This is a genomic window from Streptomyces sp. NPDC044061 (assembly GCF_056434305.1).
In genome coordinates this window covers 382,952-402,404 of record NZ_JBWKFL010000005.1, presented here as the reverse complement: position 1 = coordinate 402,404, position 19,453 = coordinate 382,952, and the positions used below count along the sequence as shown (strand labels likewise).

Genomic DNA, 19,453 nt, shown 5'->3' with positions numbered 1-19,453 from the left:
GCGCCTCACAGGCAACCCCCCTTGCCGTACCGGCGTCTTGACCGACAACAGACCAAGCCCCGGCCCCCCGGGCCGGGGCACGTTTTCGGCGTGCTATACACGCCATGTATACACATGGTGTATAGAAAGGCAGGCATGTACGGCAAGGCTTTCGCCCCGGAGTACCAGGGCGCCCTGACCACCCTGTCCGTGAACTCCTCGCTGGTCGACGTGCTGGCCGAGGGCACCGAGCGGCTGCGCGAGGCCGAGCGGTCGGGCCGCCCCGACGAGGCGGCCCGCTGCGGGCTCGCCGTTGCCGAGGCGCACCGGCGGCTCGGTCAGGTGCGCGACGCCGACCGTGCCTGGAAGGCGAGTTACCGGGCCGCCCGCGAGGCCGGGGACACGGCCGCGATGGCGTGGGCTCTGTGGAGCGGTGGCACCCTCGCCCGGCAGCGCGGGGCGTTCCCGCTGGCCTGGCGGCTGCTCGGGCTCGCGGCCGAACTCGGCGAGAAGGGCGGCGACGTCGTTGTCCGCGGCTACTCCCTGGCCGGCCTCGCGGAGACCGGCCGCATCCAGGGCGACTACGCGGCGGTCGGCCGCCTGCACGAGCAGCTGCTGGCCGAGGCCCGCAGGCGCGGTGAGGCCCGGCACACGGTGTGGGCGCTGGAGGGCATCGCGCAGATCCACCGCAACACCGGGGAGTACGACAAGGCGTACGCGCTCTTCGAGGAGGCGGCGGAGATAGCCGAGCGGGCCGAGGACCGGCGCGGGCACGCCTGGGCGCTGCGCGGACTCGCCGACGTCCTCTCGGTCCGCGACGGGAACACCGAGCGGGCGCTGGAGCTGCTGGCGCGGGCCGAGGCCGGCTGCCGGGCGATGAACCTGTCCAGCGCGCTCGCCTACAACCACAAGATGCGCGGCAACGTGCTCTACCGCGCCGGACGGTACACCGAGGCCCGGGACCTGTACCTGCTGGCCCTGGAGGAGTTCCGCGCGATGAGCGAGCCGCGCGGCGAGGCACTGGCCCGCCTCGGCCTCGCCAAGTCGCTGGCCCGGCTCGGCCGCGACCGCGCCGAGACGGCGGCCGAACTCGCCGACCTGGCGGGAGTGCTGGAGCGGATCGGGCTCCGGCACGCCCGGGCGATGGTGGCCCGGGCCCAGGAGGAGTTCGGCCTGGTCGCGGAGGTCGCCCGGTGACCGCGCTCCCCCCGGCGGTCCGGACACCGCCCTCGGCCACGGAAGTCCTGGACCGCTGCCGGGAGTTGGTGCGTCCCGCGCTGACGGAGGCGGTGGGCCGGCTGCATCCGTGGGTGGCCGAGATGGCCGCGTACTCCTTCGGCTGGTGCGAGGTCGGCGGCGCGCCCGCCGCCGCGCCCGGCGGCAAGGGCGTACGGCAGGCGCTGGCGGTGCTGGGCGCCCGGGCGGCCGGAGCCGACGCGCGGGCCGGGGTCCCGGCGGCTGTCGCGGTGGAGCTGGTGCACGCCTTCTCACTGCTCCACGACGACATCATGGACGGCGACGCGACCCGGCGCCGCCGGCCCGCCGTGTGGAAGGCGTACGGCACGGGTCCCGCGGTACTCGCCGGGGACGCCCTCTTCGCGCTGGCCGTGGAGTCCCTCGCCGCGGCACCGGGCGGCCCCGGTGCCGTACGGCTGCTGTCCGTGGCGCTGGCCGACCTGGTGCGCGGGCAGGCCGACGACCTGCTGTTCGCGGCGCGGCCCTTCGCCGGGCCGGAACGGGTGACGCCCGAGGAGTACCGGGCGATGGCGGAACACAAGACGGGCGCCCTGCTGGGCTGCGCCGCGGCACTCGGGGCGGCGCTCGGCGGGGCTCCCGCGCCGGTCGTGGCCACGCTGGACCGCGCCGGACGCCATCTGGGCATCGCCTTCCAGCTCATCGACGACGTGCTCGGACTCTGGGGCGACCCGGCCGTCACCGGCAAGCCGGTGGGCGGCGATCTCCGGGAGCGCAAGAAGACCTTCCCGGTCCTGGCCGCGCTCGGCTCCTCCCGGGCCCGTCACCTGCCCGCACTCCTGGACTCCCCCGGGCGCGTCGAGGAGGCGGCCGCGCTGATCGAGGAGGCGGGCGGCCGTACGGCGACGCTGGCCGAGGCCCGCGCGCACACCGCCGCCGCACGCGCCCTGCTCGAGGAGCCGTCGCTGGCGGCGGGCCCCGTCGACGAGCTGTTCCGCCTGCTCGACCTGCTGGCGGGCCGCCACCTGTGAAACCGTGTTGACCCCGGACGGCACCGCGGGTCAGGGTGCGAGCGGCGCGGTCCCCAGCCCCGCGCCGGGAAGGTGAACCACCTTGATCGGCATCTCGGACATCGAAGCCGCCGCCCGACGGATCGCCGGACACGTGGTACGGACGCCGACCGTAGCGAGCCCCGGCCTCACGGCGCTGATCGGTGTCCCGGTCACCGCCAAGCTCGAACTCCTCCAGCGCACGGGCTCGTTCAAGGCACGTGGGGCGACGGCCAAGCTGCTGTCGCTGAGCGAGGCCGAGCGGGCGGCCGGTGTGGTCGCGGTCAGCGGCGGCAATCACGGGATCGCCCTCGCGGTGATGGCGGCGGCCCTCGACGTGAAGGCGACGGTGGTGATGCCGCGCACCGCGCCGGCGCGCTCCATCGAGCTGGCCGCGGAGGCCGGGGCGTCGGTGCGGCTGACCGACGGCATGGACAGCGCCTTCGAGCTGGTGCTCCGGCTGCGGGACGAGGGACTGACCCTGGTCCACCCGTTCGACGATCCGGTCGTGATCGCCGGGCAGGGCACGGTGGGGCTGGAGCTCGCCGAGGACGTGGCGGAGGGCGAGCTGACGGACGTGATCGTCAGCGTCGGCGGCGGGGGGCTGATCGCCGGGGTGGCGGCCGCGCTGCGCGCCCGGCGCCCGGACGTGCGGGTGTGGGGTGTGGAGACGGAGGGCGCCGAGGCCATGGGCGCCGCGCTGAAGGCGGGTGGTCCGCTGCCGGTGCCGGTCTCCTCGCTGGTCACCACGCTGAGCGCGCCGTCCGTGTCCCGGCTGACGTACGACCATGTGTCCGCGCTGGTCGAGGAGGTCCTGGTGGTGCCGGACCGGGAGGCCGTGCAGGGCTCCCTGGACCTCGCCGACCGGGCCAAGGTGTGGGCGGAGCCGGCCGCCGGCTGTCTGCTGCCGGCGGCCCGGCAGGTCGTGGCGCGGGTCGGCGACGGCGCCCGGCTGGGGCTCGTGGTGTGCGGCGGCAACACGGCACCGGCGGAGTTGTTCGGATGGGCGGACCGGTTCGGGCTGCTCTGAACGCATCCACGGCCGGGCCATTACCGTCGGTTACCCGCAGGTCGAAGCCCGACCTTGGGACGATTCCCCAAACCGCAAGCCCTTTCGAAGTTTTGAATAAAAGGCAAGAAGGGGGCTGGAGTTGAGGATTCTTTGAACGCACCCCCGCGCGCCCCGCGTACCACTGGGAAAGGACGAGTCAGGGGTTTCAGCGAGGGATGACCATGGTCGAGGCGCACGTCTCCGCACACGAGTTGATCGCCGGCCGGTACCGGCTCCTCGAGGTCTTCGCGCGCGAGACGAACCGGCTGTGGTGGTACGCCGAGGACGTGCCGGCGAACCAGCCCCGCCTGGTGGCCCAGGTCGCCCTCCCCGAGACCTGCGACGCGGACACCCTGCGCCGGGCCAAGGCCCGGGTCGTCCGCACCTCAGAGATCATGCGGCTGCTGTGCCCCGGCCAGGTCGCGACCGTCGTCGACGCCGTCGTGGAGTCGGGCACCCTGTGGACGGTCACGGAGTGGATCGACGGCATCCCCCTCGGAGAACTCCTCGACCGCGACGGACCGTTCAACCCGGTGCGGGCGGCACTGCTCGGCCTCGAGATGCTCGATGTGCTGCGGGCCGCGCACGACGAGGGCATCACCCACGGCGAGCTGAGCCCCGGCCAGGTCTTCGTCAGGGAGTCCGGCCCGGTCGTGGTCGCCGGGTTCGGACTGGCGGGCACGACCCTGGCCCCGAGGCTGACGGCACCGTCGTACGCCTCTCCGGAACAGGCCCGCGACGAGCGCGTCGGACCGGCCGCGGACCTGTGGGCGCTCGGCGCGATCCTCTACACGACGGTGGAGGGCCGCCCGCCGTTCCGCGACCGCGGCCGGCCCGAGGCCACCTTGAAGGCCGTGGACCGGCTGCCGCTGCGCACCCCGCTGCGCACCGGCCCGCTCACCCAGGCCGTCCAGGGGCTGCTGCGCAAGAACTCCCGGGAGCGGCTGGGCCGGCCGGTGGTCCGCGAGGCCCTGCTCCGGGCCGTGGACGAGGACGCCGACGCGGACCGGCAGCTCGCCCCCGCGCCCCGGCTGCGCAACGCGTACGCGGCCGTACGGCACGCGGGCCAGGCGCGCGGCCGGCGGATGATGGCGATCGGAACCGCGCTGGCCGTCGTCACGGTCGCGGCCGCGGTGCTGGCCGCCACCCACCACCTGCCCGGCGCCGCCACGGCGAAGCCGGCCGCGCGGCCCGGCGCCACGGCCGCCCCGCCGGCCGGCCGCACCGAGAACAACACCCCGCGGCCGAGCGGCAGCCCCGGCGCGGGCAGCAGCGGCGGCACCGACGCCCTGCCGGGCGGCTATCGCCGGTACACCGCCCCCGAGGGCTTCTCCGTGGCCCTGCCGGACGGCTGGAAGCGACTGACCACCACACGCGTGTCCGGGGTCGCCTACCGCGTCACGTTCGGCACGGACGGCGGCTCCCCGGCCCTCGCCGTCACCCACAGCGAGCGCGTGGGCCCGGACCCGGTCGCCGTGTGGCGCGACGAGGTCGAGCCCCAGCTGGCGCGGCTCCCCGGCTACCACCGGGTCGGCACCGTCGAGGCCACCACCTACCAGGGGCACAGGGCCGCCGACCTGGAGTGGCTGTCCGGGTCCGGGGACGCCCGGGTGCACACCTTCGGGCGCGGATTCCTGCTGGACGGCGGGGACGGCTTCTCCCTGCGCTTCACCACACCGGCCGGGACCTGGGGCGACCAGGCCAACCGGCTGGCCCTGCGGACCTTCCTGCGGACGTTCCGCGCGCCCGGCGACTGACCCGCGTCCCGGCCGTTTTCGGTCCCGCAGCCCGGGGACTCGCCTCTCATGGTGCAAATCGGATACACGATGATGACCGAGCAGGCCGGTCCCCGTGACCTGGTGGACCACTTGGTGCGGGCCGAGGAGGCGGGCTTCGACTTCTCCGTGACCTCCGACCACTACTTTCCGTGGCTGCGTTCGCAGGGCCACTCCCCCTATGCCTGGAGCGTGCTCGGCGCCGCCGCGCAGGCCACCTCGCGGATCCCGCTGATGACGTACGTGACCTGTCCCCTGATCCGGTACCACCCGGCGGTGGTGGCGCAGAAGGCGGCGACCATGCAGTTGCTGTCCGAGGGCAGGTTCCGGCTCGGGCTGGGCGCGGGCGAGAACCTCAACGAGCACGTGGTGGGCGGCGGCTGGCCTCCGGTGGACGTACGCCACGAGATGCTCGAGGAGGCGGTGGAGATCATCCGCGCGCTGTTCGAGGGCGGTCACCTCACGCACCACGGCCCGCACTACGACGTGGAGTCGGCCCGCCTGTGGGACCTGCCCGACCAGCCGCCGCCGATCGGCATCGCGGTCTCCGGCGAGCGGTCCTGCAGACTCGCCGGGCACCTCGCCGACCTGGTCATCGCCACCGAGCCGGAGAAGGGGCTGCTGGACGCCTTCGACCGGCACGGCGGCACCGGCAAGGGCCGGGTGGGCCAGCTGCCGGTGTGCTACGACCCCGACCGGGACACCGCGGTCAAGCGCGCCCACGCCCAGTTCCGCTGGTTCGGCCTCGGCTGGAAGGTCAACGCCGAGCTGCCGCACCCGGACTCCTTCGAGTCCGCGACCCGGTTCGTGACCACGGACGACGTCGCCTCCTCGATCCCCTGCGGCGACGACCCGGACGCCTTCGTGGAGGCCGTACGGCCCTACGCCGAGGCCGGGTTCGAGGAGATCGCCCTCGTCCAGATCGGCGGCGACTCGCAGCCGGAGTACCTGGACTGGTCTGCGAAGACCCTGCTGCCCGCACTGCGGGAGGCGCTCGGCTGACGCGGACGGCCGGGGCCGCCAAAGCATGGCCAATGGGCCCATATAGGCTTCCTGTCTGCACTCGCGCCGAGTGCCCGAGACCGCCGTGCCTCCAGGAGAGCCATCCGTGACCCTTGCCGTCGACCCGTCCGAGACGTCCACCCCGGTCGCCGCGCCCCTGTCCGACCTCGTGGCGCGGGACGCGCGCGAGTTCGGCGTCTACGCGCGCACCGGGGGCTGGGCGTTCGCGCTCATGGTGGCCCGCAGCGTGCGGCCGGGCGGGCAGGCCGCCGACGGGACCCCGAAGGTCTCCGCGAAGGAGTTCGCGGAGTTGGCGGGCTGCTCGCCCGAGCGGGTCATGCGCTACTACCGGGCCTGGGGCCGTGCGGCCGACGACGGTCTCGTCCAGCAGTTCGAGGTACTCCGGCCCGGCGAGGACGTCGAACTGCCGGACGCCGACGTCTGGCTGAGCTACTACGTCTCCCGCAACAGCGCCGCCTCCGAGCGTGGCACCGCCATCGCCCAGGCGGCCGAGGCCGAGGGCATCCGGCCGACCAAGGCCCTGGAGGTCGCCGAGAACCCCACCGCACTGCGCGCCGCGATCCTGGCCGACCCGTCCACCGCCCGCGCCGCTCGCTCCGCCCTGCTGGACCGGCTGAAGGAGGACCCGGACCTGCAGGCCGAGCTGGCCCGGGACGTCGTACGCACCGACGACCTGAAGAAGGCCGTCGCCAGCGAGAGCCGCGCGGCCGACCGGATCGGCTACGTCCGGCAGATCGCCGAGTCCGGGCAGATCAGGACCCCGGCCGGGCAGACCGTGGAGGCGCCGGCCCCGCTGCGCCAGGAGGCCGAGCGTCATCTGTCGCTCATCGACGAACTGGAGGACGACGAGGACACCGGCGAGTGGGCCACCGAGGCCTACGACACCATGAAGTCCCTCGTCGTCGAGACCGTCGAGGCCGACCCCGGCCTGCGCGTCCAGGAGCGCCGGACGAAGTTCTACAGCAGCCTGCAGAAGGCGACCAGGGCCTTCGATGAACTGACCTTCGACGACGCGCAGGACTTCTACGAGGACGACATGGTCCAGCGCCTGGAAGAACTCCAGCAGGCCATCGGCACCTGTCTGGCCGCGCTGCGGGGAGCACACACGAATCAGTCACTTGGGTGAGCATCTTGTGCGAGACGGGGGTACTAGAGGGCCCTACGCCGATTGTTCCCGGAGGCCCTCGCATGAATCCCTTCGTGCACAAGACCCTGGTGGTGCAGCTCCAGGCGGAGGGCACCGACCGGTGTCCCGTGCTCGCGCACCTGAGCTACGACGCCGATGACCCGTTCGCCGTCACCGTCGTGTTCGGCCACGACGGCCGGGTGCTGGCCCGGTGGACGCTGGACCGGGAGATGCTCGCCGACGGCCTGACCAAGGAGGTCGGCCTCGGTGACGTGCGGATGCGTCCGCTGTCCACCGGGAGGTGGCGGGAGCTGCGCATGGAGTTCCTCGGCGACTTCCGGCCGGACGGCGGCCGGCACCACGCGGTGGTGTTCGCCTGGGCGCCGGCGATCGCCGCGTTCCTGCGCGAGACCAACGAGGTGGTGGCGCCCGGGCGGGAGGAGGTCCCGGTCGACGAGCTGCTGGCGGAGATCCTCAGCGCGGGCTGAGTAGCGGTACTCATGCCCGTGCCCGCCGGCCGGCGCCACGATGGGCTTCCTTCGACGCCCAGGGCAAGGAGCCCCGCCATGACCGCAGTGCACCCCGCCGCACGTTCCGCGCCGCGCCGCGTGCCGCCCGCCCTGTTCGCCGGTGTGGTGGCCGTGGGCCTCGCCGTGTCGGCGTGGGGCGCACGCGACCGCACCACCTGGTTCCTGGAGACGGTCTGGGCACTGGTCGGGCTGCCCCTGGTGGTGCTGGCCTGGCGGCGCTTCCCGCTGACCGGGCTGCTGTGCGGGCTGCTGGCCGTGCACGCGCTGGTCCTCGCGGTGGGCGGCCACTACACGTACGCGCAGGTGCCGGCGGGCGACTGGGTGCGGGACGCCTTCGGCCTGTCCCGCAATCCCTACGACCGGTTCGGCCACCTCATGCAGGGCTTCGTGCCGGCCGTCCTCGTACGCGAACTGCTCAGCCGTACCTCACCGCTGCGCGGCAGCCGCTGGCTCGCCCCGCTCACCGTGTGCGCCTGCCTCGCCTTCAGCGCCTGCTTCGAACTGCTGGAGTGGGCGGCCGCCGTGGTCGGCGGGCACAGCGCGGACGCCTTCCTCGCCACCCAGGGCGACGTCTGGGACACGCAGTGGGACATGTTCTGCGCCCTGATCGGGTCGGTGGTGTCGCTGCTGCTGCTCAGCAAGGTGCACGACCGGCAGCTGCGGGAGCTTCAGCGCCGTACGGCGGACTCGTCGTCCGACCGGCTGGTGTAGCGGACCCGGGCCCACAGCGGGAGCCCGTACCAGCACGCCAGGTACCAGGCGACGACACCCGCGACCACCCATGTGACATAGCCGCCGTGCGTGGCCACCCGGAGGATCAGCACCAGGGACGAGGTCATGGTGGCGAGCAGCAGGACCAGCCCGGCGAAGGTCAGCCGGGAGGCGAGCCGCACCGCCTGCGGCTTGACCCGGCGGCCGGACACCAGCCGGTGCAGGGAGACCGGCCCGATGAGGGCACCGGTCGCGCAGGCACCGAGCACGACGGTCACGATGTAGATGACCTGGTCGGTGTGGGGCAGCGTGGCGTACTTCGGCTGGAAGACGACGGTCAGCAGGAATCCGAAGAGGATCTGCACGCCCGTCTGGGCCACCCGGACCTCTTGGATGAGTTCGCCCCACATCCGGTCGGCCCGCTCCTCCTCGGTCTCGTTGCGCCCTCTGCGCCGTCCCTCCTGCGTCATGCGGTGCGTGTAACCGCATGGACGTTCGTTCAAACGGAGGGTCCGCGGTTCGCTACCAGCGGTGCTCGACCTGGTCCTTGACGCGGCGGTCGTACAGGGCGCGGATCGCGGTGGACGTCTCCTCGGGCAGCGGCGGCAGCTTGGCGGCGGCGGCGTTGGCGCGGGCCTGCTCCGGGTTGCGGGCGCCGGGGATGACCGTGGTCACGCCTGGCTGCTCGATGATCCAGCGCAGGGCCAGTTGGGCCGGAGTGCAGCCTTCCGGGGCGAGCGCCGCGAACTCGGCGGCGGCCTCGACGCCGGTCGCGTAGTCGACGCCGGAGAAGGTCTCGCCCTGGTCGAAGGCCTCGCCGTGCCGGTTGTAGGTGCGGTGGTCGTCGGCGGCGAAGACCGTGTCCCTGGTGTACTTGCCCGACAGCAGGCCGGAGGCGAGCGGGACGCGCGCGATGATGCCGACGCCCGCCTCCCGGGCCGCCGGGAGCACCTCGTACAGGGGCTTCATGCGGAACGGGTTGAGGATGATCTGCACGCTCGCCACGTTCGGCCGGGCGATCGCGGTGAGTGCCTCGGCACAGGTCTCCACGCTCACCCCGTACGCGGCGACGCGGTCCTCCTCGACCAGGGTGTCGAGGGCGTCGAACACCTCGTCGGAGGAGTACACCGGCGTCGGCGGGCAGTGCAGCTGCACCAGGTCGAGGCGGTCGACGCCGAGGTTGCGGCGGGACCGGTCGTTCCAGGCGCGGAAGTTGTCCAGGACGTAGTTCTCGGGGATCTGCTCGACCCGGCGGCCCATCTTGGTGGCCACCAGCACGTGCAGGTCGGGCCGGCTGCTCAGGAAGGTGGCGATGGCCGACTCGCTGCGCCCGTCGCCGTACACGTCGGCCGTGTCGAAGAAGGTGACTCCCGACTCGGCCGCAGCCTCCAGGACGGACAGGGCCTGCTTGTCGTCCACGTCGCCCCAGTCGGCGCCCAGCTGCCACGTGCCGAGTCCGACGACCGATGCCCACTGCCCCGACCTGCCGATTGCGCGTTCGTCCATGGCGTCAGTGTGTCATCCGGCCCCGCATCCCGCGGAACAGGCCGCTCCGGAAGGACGGTCCGCGCGTTTCCCGCCCGCACGGCCGGGGAGGGCCGCCGGAGGGCCGGTGCAGGTGAAGCGGCGCCCCGGCGGGCGCCCGTGACCGGTCGTCGCGTCAGGCGCCGGGCGTCAACTGTGCCTGGACGACGGGGCCGTAGTGGTCGGCGATGGTGTCGATGTCGGTCACGCGCAGATGCGGGCCGCGCGCGATGCCGTACATCACGCCGAGGCCGAGGAGCTGCGCGACGGCGAGTTCGGCGCGCAGGCCCGCGTCGGGTCCGGGGAGCCGGCCGGCGAGGCGTTCGGTCACCTGGGCGCGGAAGTTGGCGCGCAGGACGTCACCGTGGTCCCCGTGCAGGGGGGCGAAGGCGATGCGCAGGAGCGGGTCGGCACCGCGCTCGCGCTGGCTGGCCAGCACATGGCGGACCATGTGGCGGCCCAGCTGCTCCAGGGGCGCGTCGAGCAGGTCGTCCGCGTCGGTGTCGAAGGACATCACGCGCGCGAACAGGGCGTCCTTGTTGCCGAAGTACTTGAGGATCAACGGCGGACTGACACCGGCCCGTTCGGCGACCGCCCGGAGGGTGATGTCGGCGTGCGCGTGCCGGGCCAGCAGGTACCGTGCCGCCTTCAGGATGACCGCCCTGGTGGCCTCGGCGTCACGGCGGGCGGGGGCGGCGGGTGCGGGGCCGGGGCGTGTGCTCACGGCACTCATGCTTCCTCCATGGCCTCGTCGCGCGCGCCCCGGGTGGCTCCGCGGGCGCGCCGGGTGCCGCCGGACGGCCCGTCGCCCGGGATGGTCAGGGCCGCGACGCAGGCGGCCAGGGCCACCGCGCCCGCCATCGCGAACGCCAGCAGATAGCCGTACAGGGTGGGCACCGCGAGGCGACCGACGAGGCTGCTGTGGTGCACGAGGACGGCGGCGACGGCGGCGCTGGAGGTGGCCTGGCCGATGGTGCGCATCAGGACGTTGACGCCGTTGGCCGAGGCGGTCTGGCCGGCCGGGACGGCGCGCAGGATCAGGGTGGGCAGCGCGGAGTAGGCGAGGGTGGTGCCGGTCGCCACCACGGTGGCGCCCAGGATGATCATCCACAGGTCGCGGCTGTCGGCGATGCGCACCGCGTAGCCGCAGGCGATGACGGCGGCGCCGAGGGCGAGGGTGATGCGCGGGCCGCGCGCCGCCGAGATCCGTGCCGACAGGGGCGAGAAGAGCAGCATGGTGACGCCGCCGGGCAGCAGGCACAGGCCGGTGGCGACGATCGACAGCCCGAGGCCGTAGCCGGTGGCCTTCGGCGCCTGCACCAGCTGGGCGGTCACGAGCGAGTTGGCGTAGAAGGCGAACCCCGTGAGCAGGGCCGCCACATGGGACAGCCCCACCCGCGGCCGCGTGACCAGGCGCAGGTCGACGAGCGGCCGCTCGGTGCGCAGCTGCTGCCACCACCACAGGGCCACGATCGCGGCGGCCGCGAGGAACAGTCCGAGGATCCGCGGGCTGCCCCAGCCCCAGGTGCCGCCCTGCGAGACGCCCAGCAGCAGACACGTCAGCCCCCCGGCGAGACCGAGTGCGCCGAGGACGTCGAAGCGGCCCGGTTCGCGTACGGGCGACTCCTTCACGGCCCACCAGGTGGCCGCCACGCCGAGGGCGCCGAGCGCGCTGGTCAGCCAGAACATGGTGTGCCAGTCGGCGTACTGGATGACCAGCGCGGCGAGCGGCAGGCCGAGGGCGGCGCCGATGCCGACCGTGGAGCTCATCAGCGCCACCGCCGAGCCCCGCCGTTCCGGCGGGAGTTCGTCGCGCAGGATGCTGATCGACAGCGGGACGACGGAGGCGGCGGCACCCTGCAGCGCCCGGGCCGCGATGAGCACGCCGATGTCGGAGGTGAGGGCGCACAGCACCGAGCCGACGGTCATCAGCGCGAGGGCCGCCGTGAGGACCCGGCGCTTGCCGTACATGTCGCCGGCCCGGCCGAGCACCGGGGTGAGCACCGCTCCGGAGAGCAGGGTCGCCGTGACCGTCCAGGAGACCGCGGCCGCCGAGGCACCGGTGAGCCGGGGCAGGTCCGGCAGGAGGGGCACGACCACGGTCTGCATGACCGCCATGAGGATGCCGCCCGACGCCAGCACCGGGATGGTGAGGCGGTCCCGCAGCGGGGCCGCCGGGGTGGCGGTGCCGGGCGGCTGGGGTATCGGGACTGGCTGGTCCATCGGCGCTCCTGCGACTGCGGAATTCGAGGTGAATAACAATTCACCCTATCGAGTGAATGGCCATTCACCAAGGCAGCCAGGGACCGGCCCGGGCCTGTCAGGTGAGGTTCTTCTCGAGGGCGGTCAGGTAGTTGTGCATGAAGTGGTCACGGGCGCCGTCGGAGGCGGGGGCGAAGGGGTCGGAGTTCATCCCCCTGGCCCGGTCGCCGAGCACCGAGAGCATCGGCATCGCCTCGTGCAGCCTGCCGTGCGAGTCGACGTAACGCAGCGCCCTGACGTGTGTGTAGCCGGGCTCCGGCGGGAGTTGGGGGACGATGTCGTTGTTGTTCACGAAGCGGTACATGCGGCCGCCGAAGCCCTGGTTGAAAGCCTCGGCGAGCAGCCGGTCGCAGGTGCGGGGCTGGCCGAAGGTGTAGACGCCGTCCGCGGCCAGGTGCGGCTCCTCCAGGTAGAGCCGCGCCCCGGCCAGCATCGCGAGCGCTCCGCCCAGGCTGTGTCCGGTGAAGTAGACGGTCCGTCCGTCGGTGCCCAGTTCCCGGAGAGTGTCGTGGACGGCCGGGTAGACCGATTCCAGGGCCTCGGCGAACCCGTGGTGGACGTAGCCGTTGCCACCGGGCCCCGGCCGGGGCGGGGTGGTGGCGTCGGAGAGCCAGTCCTTGAGCCGGGCGGGCTCGGTGCCGCGGAACGCCGTGACGATCATCCGGTCGCCGGCCATGGTGTACGCCTGGGTGTCCCGCAGCGGAAACGGCGGCGCGAAACGGGTGTGGTGGTGCCTCACCCGGTCGAAGCCCCACCGGGCGGCCCGCTCCTCGATGACGGCGCGGTCCCGGTAGGCGAGGTCGGCCGCGCGGGCCAGCCAGTAGGCGCGCCCCAGGCTGTAGCCGGTCGACGCGTGGTCGAAGTCGAGGGGTACGGCCATGACGCGGACTCCTTGGGTGGGGGAAGGAGAAGGGGGTGACGGCCGCCGCCCTGGGGTCCTTCTTCAGGATCTGGCCGGCTCGGAGCGGCGGCGCCTGCTGTCCGGCCCGAGCGGGGTCTGGTGCGTGCAGTTGCAAGGCGGAGGAGGGAGTCGACGGGATGGGGGTGCCCGCGCGCGAGCGAAGCCGAGCGTGGGGGAGCCGGCGAGTGACGACGACGCGGCGGATGCGCGTGCCGGTCCCCGCGCCCCCGGCAAGATCCGAAAGAGAGGCCCTAGTTCCGGTGGCCCGCCGACCGGGACTGCAGGGCGCGGGCCACCCGGGGGCCGAGCCGGCGCTTGAGCCTGCGCAGGACCTCCAGTTGACCTGCCGCCTTGTCGAGGCCGTAGTAGAGCTGGGGCGGGACGTACGGCAGCAGCGGCGAGTGACGCTGGCCGAGCAGGGCGAACATGCGGTGCGGCGGCAGCTGGATGTAGCGGGGCAGGCTCTCGTACCACTGGGCGCTGTGGCGGGCCGCGCTCTGCGCGGAGAGCAGGTCGGACCTGCGCTGCCGCTCGTAGGCGGACAGGGCCTCGGGCAGGACGGTGTGCTCGCGCAGGGCGGCGGCCAGGCACATGGCGTCCTCCAGGGCGAGGGTGGTGCCCGCGCCGATGGAGTAGTGGGTGGTGTGGGCGGCGTCGCCGAGCAGGACGAGGTTGCCGCGGTGCCAGGTGCGGTTGGTGACCGTGCGGAACCTCGGCCAGGGCGCGCTGCCGCCGGCCGCGGAGCGGCCCACGAGGGGATGGCCGTCGAGCACCCGGGCGAAGAGCTTCTCCAGCAGCGCGAGCCCCTCGCCCTCGTCCGCGCGGTCCAGGCCGAGGCCGGTCAGGGTCTCCGGGGAGCACTCGACGACGCAGGTGCTGTGCTCGCCGCTGTAGCCGTAGCCGTAGGCCCAGATCCAGCCGTGCTCCGTCTCGACGAAGGCGAAGGTGAAGGCGTCGAAGACCTTGCTGGTGCCGAGCCAGAGGTAGTGGTTGCGGCCCTCCTCGATCCGGGTGCCGAAGTGGCCGGAGTGCCGGGTGCGCAGGGCGCTGTGGATGCCGTCGGCCGCCACGACCAGGTCCGCGCCCGGCGGGTCGGCCGCCGTCACCTCGCTGTCGAACTCCAGCCGCACCCCGAGGGACCGGGCGCGGTCGGCGAGGATCCCGAGGAGGCGGTGACGGCCGATCCCGTGCCCCTCGTCGCCCGGCTGCCGGGCCACCTGGCCGCGCACGTGGGCCACGCCCTGGTTCCAGCGCACCGAGGCGTCCTCGATCGCCCGCGCGGACTCCGGGTCGTGGGCGTGGAGCCGGTCGAGCAGCCCGCGCCAGTACGTCACGCCCCAGCCGTAGGTCGAGCCCTCGGGATCGCGTTCGTGGACGGCGATGTCGTGGGACGGGTTCTGTCGCTTGAGCAGGATGGCGAGGTACAGGCCGGCGGGCCCACCCCCGACGCAGACGACCTTCACGTGCACACCCCTGACGATTACTCAACGTGCTCGAACGGCACCGCAGGGTAGCAGGAGCGGAGGGGTGTGGCCTCGCTTCCGGATCGCGCCAGTCTGGCGTGGTGACCCGCGCCACTCGGGCGGGCCCCGAACGAGAAGGATCGCCGGAACCCCGGGCCCGGCGGCAAGGAATTTCCCGTTCCGCGGCGGATGCGCCCTCGGGACAGCAAGATCATCTTTGTTCAATCCTGCATGACATGTGGCCAATTGTCCGGATCACAGCCAACCGGTTCGGGGCGATTTCCTCCCGCCTCCGGCGGCCCGGTAGGCATGCGGAGTCACCACTCGAACACCTCTGCAGGAGCACCCGTATGCCCGAACTCACCCGGCGCCGCGCACTCACCGCGGCGGCCGCCCTCGCCGCCGCGGCCGGAACCGCCACCCTCGTCGCACCCGGCGCCTCGGCCACCGAGCACCACCACGGCTCACCGGAGTCCTTCGACGAGGTCTACAAGGGCCGCCGGATACAGGGCCGGCCGTCGAGCGGGGGCGGTCACCACCACGAACACGGCGGCGGCTACTCCGTGTTCGTCGACCGGGTGGAGCTGCACGTCATGCGGAACGCCGACGGCAGCTGGATCAGCGTCGTCAGCCACTACGACCCGGTGCCCACGCCGCGTGCCGCCGCCCGTGCCGCGGTGGACGAGCTGCAGGGCGCCCCGCTACTGCCGTTCCCCGCCAACTGACCGCCGCCGCAAGGACTTCCGGAGCATCCCGCACATGACCGTACGCAAGAACCAGGCCGCCCTGACCGCCACCGAGAAGAAGCGGCTCACCGACGCCTTCATAGAGCTCAAGCGCAACGGACGCTACGACGACTTCGTCCGCACGCACAACGAGTTCATCATGTCCGACACCGACTCCGGTGAGCGGACCGGCCACCGCTCCCCGTCCTTCCTGCCCTGGCACCGCAGATTCCTGCTCGATTTCGAGGCGGCACTGCAGTCGGTGGACTCCTCGGTGGCGCTGCCCTACTGGGACTGGAGCACCGACCGCACGGTGCGCGCCTCGCTGTGGGCGCCGGACTTCCTCGGCGGCACAGGGCGCAGCTCGGACGGCCGGGTGACGGACGGCCCGTTCGCCGCGTCCACCGGCAACTGGCCGATCAACGTACGGGTGGACGGCCGCACCTTCCTGCGCCGCTCGCTCGGTACGTCCGTGCGGGAACTGCCGACGCGGGCCGAGGTGGAGTCGGTGCTGGCGATGGAGACGTACGACATGCCGCCGTACAACAGCGCCTCGGACGGCTTCCGCAACAACCTGGAGGGGTGGCGCGGGGTCAACCTGCACAACCGTGTCCATGTCTGGGTGGGCGGCCAGATGGCCACCGGGGTCTCCCCCAACGACCCGGTGTTCTGGCTGCACCACGCCTACGTCGACAAGCTCTGGGCCGAGTGGCAGAGCCGGCACCCGGGCGCCGGTTACCTGCCCACGGGCGGCACCCCGGACGTGGTGGACCTGAACGACACGATGAAGCCGTGGAACGACGTGCGCCCCGTGGAGCTGCTGGACCACACGAAGCACTACACGTTCGACTCCTGATCAGCCCTCGGCCGCCCGGCACTCCGGGTGACCCCAGCCCTGCGCGTTCTTGGCGATGGACTCGCCGGCCGCGTACGAACGGCCGCACAGGCAGCGGCCGGGGAACTTCGCCTTGATCGTGCGCGAGGACGCTCCGCCGCCGGTGCGGCGGGGCGCCTTCTTGCGGGGTGCCTTGGCGACCGGGGCGTCCGGCGACGGCGGGGGCACCGGGGAGCCGAGCGCACTGCCGGCCGCCTCCTGCACGGAGGCCGCCTGGCTGGCCGCGCGGTCGGCGAAGTCGTTCAGCGGGTCGCCGTCGACCTGGTGGGCGGGGACGTAGCGGAACTCGACGGACCGGCCGTCGAGCAGCGCGTCGATGCGGACCACCAGGTCCTGGTTGGCGACCGGCTTGCCCGCGGCCGTCTTCCAGCCGTTGCGCTTCCAGCCGGGCAGCCAGGTGGTGACCGCCTTCATCGCGTACTGGGAGTCCATGCGGATCTCCAGCGGCACGTCCGGCTCGACCGCGGCCAGCAGCCGCTCCAGGGCGGTGAGTTCGGCGACGTTGTTGGTGGCCCGGCCGAGCGGGCCCGATTCCCAGCGGGCGGGGGTCCGCTCGTCGTCCGAGACCACCCATGCCCATCCGGCCGGTCCGGGGTTTCCCTTCGAAGCCCCGTCGCACGCGGCCACCACACGTTCACGCATGGGCACGATCATGCCATGGCCGTGCGCGCCGCCGGCCCGGCCCCGGTCAGACGTCCAGGAAGCTCGGCCTGTCGCCCTCGGTCGTCGTGGTGTCGATCACCGAGAAGTTCGCGCCCTGTGGATCGGTGAGTGCGGCGAACCGGCCGAAGGGGCTGCTCATGGGGCCGAAACGCAGCACGCCGCCGAGCTTGGTGGCCCGGGCCACGGCCTCGTCGCAGTCGTCGACGCCGAAGTACACATTGATGTACGACGGGATCTCGGGCGGGAACTCGTCGGTCATCCGCATCCGGCCGAGGACCGTGTCGTCACCGATGTTGAAGACCCGGAAGTCGACCCCGTCGTCCTCGAGCTGCTTAGCCACGTAGGGGAAGACGGCGGTGAGGAACGCGTCCGACCTCTCGGGATCGCGCGTGAAGACCTCGGCCCAGTTGTAGGCGCCGGGCACCGCGACCGCCTCGAAGCCCTCGTGGACACCTCCCTGCCACACGCCGAACACGGCGCCGCCGGGCTCCCGGGCCAGGCACATGGTGCCGAACTCGCCGACCTGCATCGGCTCCATCAGCACCTCGCCGCCGTTGTCCCGGATCCGCGCCGCGGTCGCGGCCGCGTCCGGCGAGGCGAAGTACAGGCACCACTGCGACTGCCCCTCCTGGCCGGGCATGGGCGGTACGACGGCGGCCACCGCCTTGCCGTCCGCGTAGGCCTGGGTGTAGTTGCCGTACTCCGACGACGACTCGCCGAAGGTCCAGCCGAGGACGTCGCCGTAGAAGCTCTTGGCGCCCTCGAGGTCACTGAACATCGCATCGGCCCAACAGGGTGTTCCTTCAGGTTGCACGGCCATGGTCGGTGCCCTCCCGGTCGGCTGGTTCGTCCCCGTACCTCACGCTAGCCACCCTGCGGTCGGCCCGCGCGCCGAAGCGTCCGGGACGAAACCCCGGGCCGCCGGGGGCGCGGGGGCGACGGACCGGCGCGCGATCATCACAACCGTCGCAGAACGCTCTCAACGGCGGGTTTGCACCACGCCTTGATCAAAACCGCCCCTTTCGCGCTGTACCCGGACATCACGCGCGCTGTTTGGCTTGTCCCTGCGCACCGGCACCCCGCGCACCACCGACCGATCCGCATCACCCCTGTCCGCCTCTCCGCAGGAGGGAATGTGTCCACTCCGGACATCGCCACCGGTTCCGCAGTCGACGAACCCGATCCCGTGACCCCGGCCGACGGGCAGCTCACCAGCCTGAGCACCCAGGCGGCCCGTCGGCTCACCACCACCACGAAGTCCGAACCGCAGATGCAGGCCATCACCTCGCGATGGCTGCTGAAGACCCTGCCGTGGGTGGACGTCAAGGGCGGCGCCTACCGGGTCAACCGGCGTCTGCAACTGCGCACCGGTCGCGGGCGCGTGCACTTCGAGCAGAACGGCGCCGACGACATCCGGGTCGTCCCGCAGACTCTGACCGAGCTGCCGATCCTGCGCGGCTACCCCGACGCGGACGTGCTGCGGGAGATCGCCGCCCGCTTCCAGCCCCGGGAGGTGCGGGCCGGGCAGGTGCTGTTCGAGGCCGGGCAGCCGGTCACCGAGGCCTACCTCGTCGTCCACGGCCGGTTCACCCGGTACACCAGCGGAAAGTACGGCGACGAGGAGATCATCGGCGTCGTCACCGACGGCGACCAGATGGGCGACGAGGCGGTCGGCCAGTCCGATCCGTTGTGGCTGACCTCGGTGCGGGCCGAGACCGCCGGGGTGGTGCTGGCGCTGCCCTGGGCCGTCGTGGAGGAGTTCACCGAGCGGGTACCGTCCCTCGCCGCCCATCTCCGGGGCTATGTCGAGCGGCAGCACCTGCCGATGAACCGCAAGGGCGAGGCGGAGGTCCCGGTCCAGGCCGGCCATGTGGGTGAACCGACGCTGCGCGGAGGCTTCGTCGACTACGAACTCGCCCCGCGCGAGTACGAGTTGTCGCTCACGCAGACCGTGCTGCGGGTGCACACCCGGGTCGCCGATCTCTACAACGACCCGATGGACCAGACCGCCCAGCAACTCCGGCTCACCGTCGAGGAGATCCGCGAGCGGCAGGAGTGGGAGCTGGTCAACAACCGGGAGTTCGGGCTGCTGCACAACGTCGACTACGGCCAGCGGATCAGCACCTACACGGGGCCGCCGACGCCGGACGACATGGACGAGCTGCTGTCGATGCGGCGCAAAACCAAGGTGTTCCTCGCCCACCCGAAGGCGATCGCGGCCTTCTTCAGGCAGTGCAACCGGCGCGGCCTGGTGCCCGGCACCGCGAGCGTCGACGGCCACGAGGTGCCCGCCTGGCGGGGGGTGCCGATCTTCCCCTGCAGCAAGATCCCGATCACCGAGGACCACACGAGCAGCATCATCGCGCTGCGCACCGGCGAGGCCGACCAGGGCGTCATCGGCCTCTACCAGACCGGCATCCCGGAGGAGTACCAGCCGGGCCTGAACGTCCGCTTCATGGGCATCGACACTGCCGCGATCATCAACTACCTCGTCACGGCCTACTACTCGCTGGCCATCCTGGTCCCCGACGCGGCGGGAATCCTGGAGAACGTCCAGCTCGGCCGGAACGCCGACTGACGGC

Annotated in this window: 19 protein-coding genes; 11 read left to right on the top strand and 8 right to left on the bottom strand. The window is 72.7% G+C overall.

Annotated elements, in window-relative coordinates; translation table 11 throughout:
* The first annotated feature begins 135 nt into the window (after nt 1-135).
* The 8 genes from AC07CM_RS11190 to AC07CM_RS11155 all read left to right on the top strand — a co-directional run bounded on the left by AC07CM_RS11190 (nt 136) and on the right by AC07CM_RS11155 (nt 8,438).
* Nucleotides 136-1,176, top strand: coding sequence for a tetratricopeptide repeat protein (locus AC07CM_RS11190; RefSeq protein ID WP_478876077.1), 1,041 nt, complete (start codon nt 136-138; stop codon nt 1,174-1,176).
* Complete coding sequence (locus tag AC07CM_RS11185; protein ID WP_478876076.1) at nt 1,173-2,204, top strand: polyprenyl synthetase family protein; 1,032 nt, start codon at nt 1,173-1,175, stop codon at nt 2,202-2,204. Before AC07CM_RS11190 ends, AC07CM_RS11185 begins: the two co-directional genes overlap by 4 nt.
* Nucleotides 2,205-2,286: 82 nt before the next feature.
* Nucleotides 2,287-3,252: a threonine/serine dehydratase gene (locus tag AC07CM_RS11180; protein ID WP_478876075.1), complete on the top strand. Its 966-nt coding sequence runs from the start codon at nt 2,287-2,289 to the stop codon at nt 3,250-3,252.
* 197 nt (nt 3,253-3,449) lie between these two features.
* Nucleotides 3,450-5,030, top strand: a complete 1,581-nt coding sequence (locus AC07CM_RS11175; RefSeq protein WP_478876074.1) for a serine/threonine protein kinase — start codon at nt 3,450-3,452, stop codon at nt 5,028-5,030.
* Nucleotides 5,031-5,078: 48 nt separating this feature from the next.
* Entirely contained in the window at nt 5,079-6,050 is a 972-nt protein-coding gene (locus tag AC07CM_RS11170; protein WP_478876073.1) for an LLM class F420-dependent oxidoreductase, read from the top strand.
* Between the two features lie 106 nt (nt 6,051-6,156).
* Nucleotides 6,157-7,197, top strand: a complete 1,041-nt coding sequence (locus AC07CM_RS11165) for a hypothetical protein (protein WP_478876072.1) — start codon at nt 6,157-6,159, stop codon at nt 7,195-7,197.
* A gap of 62 nt (nt 7,198-7,259) precedes the next feature.
* Nucleotides 7,260-7,685 carry an SsgA family sporulation/cell division regulator gene (locus tag AC07CM_RS11160; RefSeq protein ID WP_478876071.1) on the top strand — a complete coding sequence of 142 codons (426 nt, stop codon included), beginning with the start codon at nt 7,260-7,262 and terminating at the stop codon, nt 7,683-7,685.
* A gap of 78 nt (nt 7,686-7,763) precedes the next feature.
* Entirely contained in the window at nt 7,764-8,438 is a 675-nt protein-coding gene (locus tag AC07CM_RS11155) for a DUF2238 domain-containing protein (protein WP_478876070.1), read from the top strand.
* On the opposite strand, the gene AC07CM_RS11150 is transcribed toward AC07CM_RS11155, so the two are convergent.
* From AC07CM_RS11150 to AC07CM_RS11125, 6 genes are all read right to left on the bottom strand, one after another.
* Entirely contained in the window at nt 8,396-8,908 is a 513-nt protein-coding gene (locus tag AC07CM_RS11150) for a DUF6328 family protein (RefSeq protein ID WP_478876069.1), read from the bottom strand. The genes AC07CM_RS11155 and AC07CM_RS11150 overlap by 43 nt on opposite strands.
* A gap of 52 nt (nt 8,909-8,960) precedes the next feature.
* Entirely contained in the window at nt 8,961-9,944 is a 984-nt protein-coding gene (locus AC07CM_RS11145; protein WP_478876068.1) for an aldo/keto reductase, read from the bottom strand.
* Between the two features lie 154 nt (nt 9,945-10,098).
* Entirely contained in the window at nt 10,099-10,695 is a 597-nt protein-coding gene (locus AC07CM_RS11140; protein ID WP_478876067.1) for a TetR/AcrR family transcriptional regulator, read from the bottom strand.
* On the bottom strand, nt 10,692-12,185 hold the full coding sequence (locus AC07CM_RS11135; RefSeq protein ID WP_478876066.1) for an MFS transporter: 1,494 nt from the start codon (nt 12,183-12,185) through the stop codon (nt 10,692-10,694). The genes AC07CM_RS11140 and AC07CM_RS11135 overlap by 4 nt, the downstream gene beginning before the upstream one ends.
* Nucleotides 12,186-12,282: 97 nt before the next feature.
* Nucleotides 12,283-13,104, bottom strand: coding sequence for a lipase family protein (locus AC07CM_RS11130; protein WP_478876065.1), 822 nt, complete (start codon nt 13,102-13,104; stop codon nt 12,283-12,285).
* 272 nt (nt 13,105-13,376) lie between these two features.
* On the bottom strand, nt 13,377-14,594 hold the full coding sequence (locus tag AC07CM_RS11125; RefSeq protein WP_478876064.1) for an FAD-dependent monooxygenase: 1,218 nt from the start codon (nt 14,592-14,594) through the stop codon (nt 13,377-13,379).
* Between the two features lie 344 nt (nt 14,595-14,938).
* Between AC07CM_RS11125 and melC1 the strand changes: the two genes are divergently transcribed.
* Both melC1 and melC2 read left to right on the top strand, forming a co-directional pair.
* On the top strand, nt 14,939-15,313 hold the full coding sequence (gene melC1, locus AC07CM_RS11120; protein WP_478876063.1) for an apotyrosinase chaperone MelC1: 375 nt from the start codon (nt 14,939-14,941) through the stop codon (nt 15,311-15,313).
* A 34-nt stretch (nt 15,314-15,347) separates the two neighbouring features.
* On the top strand, nt 15,348-16,169 hold the full coding sequence (gene melC2 / locus AC07CM_RS11115) for a tyrosinase MelC2 (protein WP_478876062.1): 822 nt from the start codon (nt 15,348-15,350) through the stop codon (nt 16,167-16,169).
* Here the strand turns inward: melC2 and AC07CM_RS11110 are convergent, their stop codons facing one another.
* Together AC07CM_RS11110 and AC07CM_RS11105 are read right to left on the bottom strand one after the other, a co-directional pair.
* The gene (locus AC07CM_RS11110) at nt 16,170-16,862 is read right to left on the bottom strand and encodes a ribonuclease H family protein (RefSeq protein ID WP_478876061.1); all 693 of its coding nucleotides are present in this window, start codon (nt 16,860-16,862) and stop codon (nt 16,170-16,172) included. It abuts the gene before it with no gap.
* 34 nt (nt 16,863-16,896) lie between these two features.
* The gene (locus AC07CM_RS11105; protein ID WP_478876060.1) at nt 16,897-17,691 is read right to left on the bottom strand and encodes a VOC family protein; all 795 of its coding nucleotides are present in this window, start codon (nt 17,689-17,691) and stop codon (nt 16,897-16,899) included.
* Nucleotides 17,692-18,006: 315 nt separating this feature from the next.
* On the opposite strand from AC07CM_RS11105, the gene AC07CM_RS11100 reads away from it, so the two are divergent.
* The gene (locus tag AC07CM_RS11100) at nt 18,007-19,449 is read left to right on the top strand and encodes a family 2B encapsulin nanocompartment shell protein (protein WP_478876059.1); all 1,443 of its coding nucleotides are present in this window, start codon (nt 18,007-18,009) and stop codon (nt 19,447-19,449) included.
* The last annotated feature ends 4 nt before the right edge of the window (nt 19,450-19,453 follow it).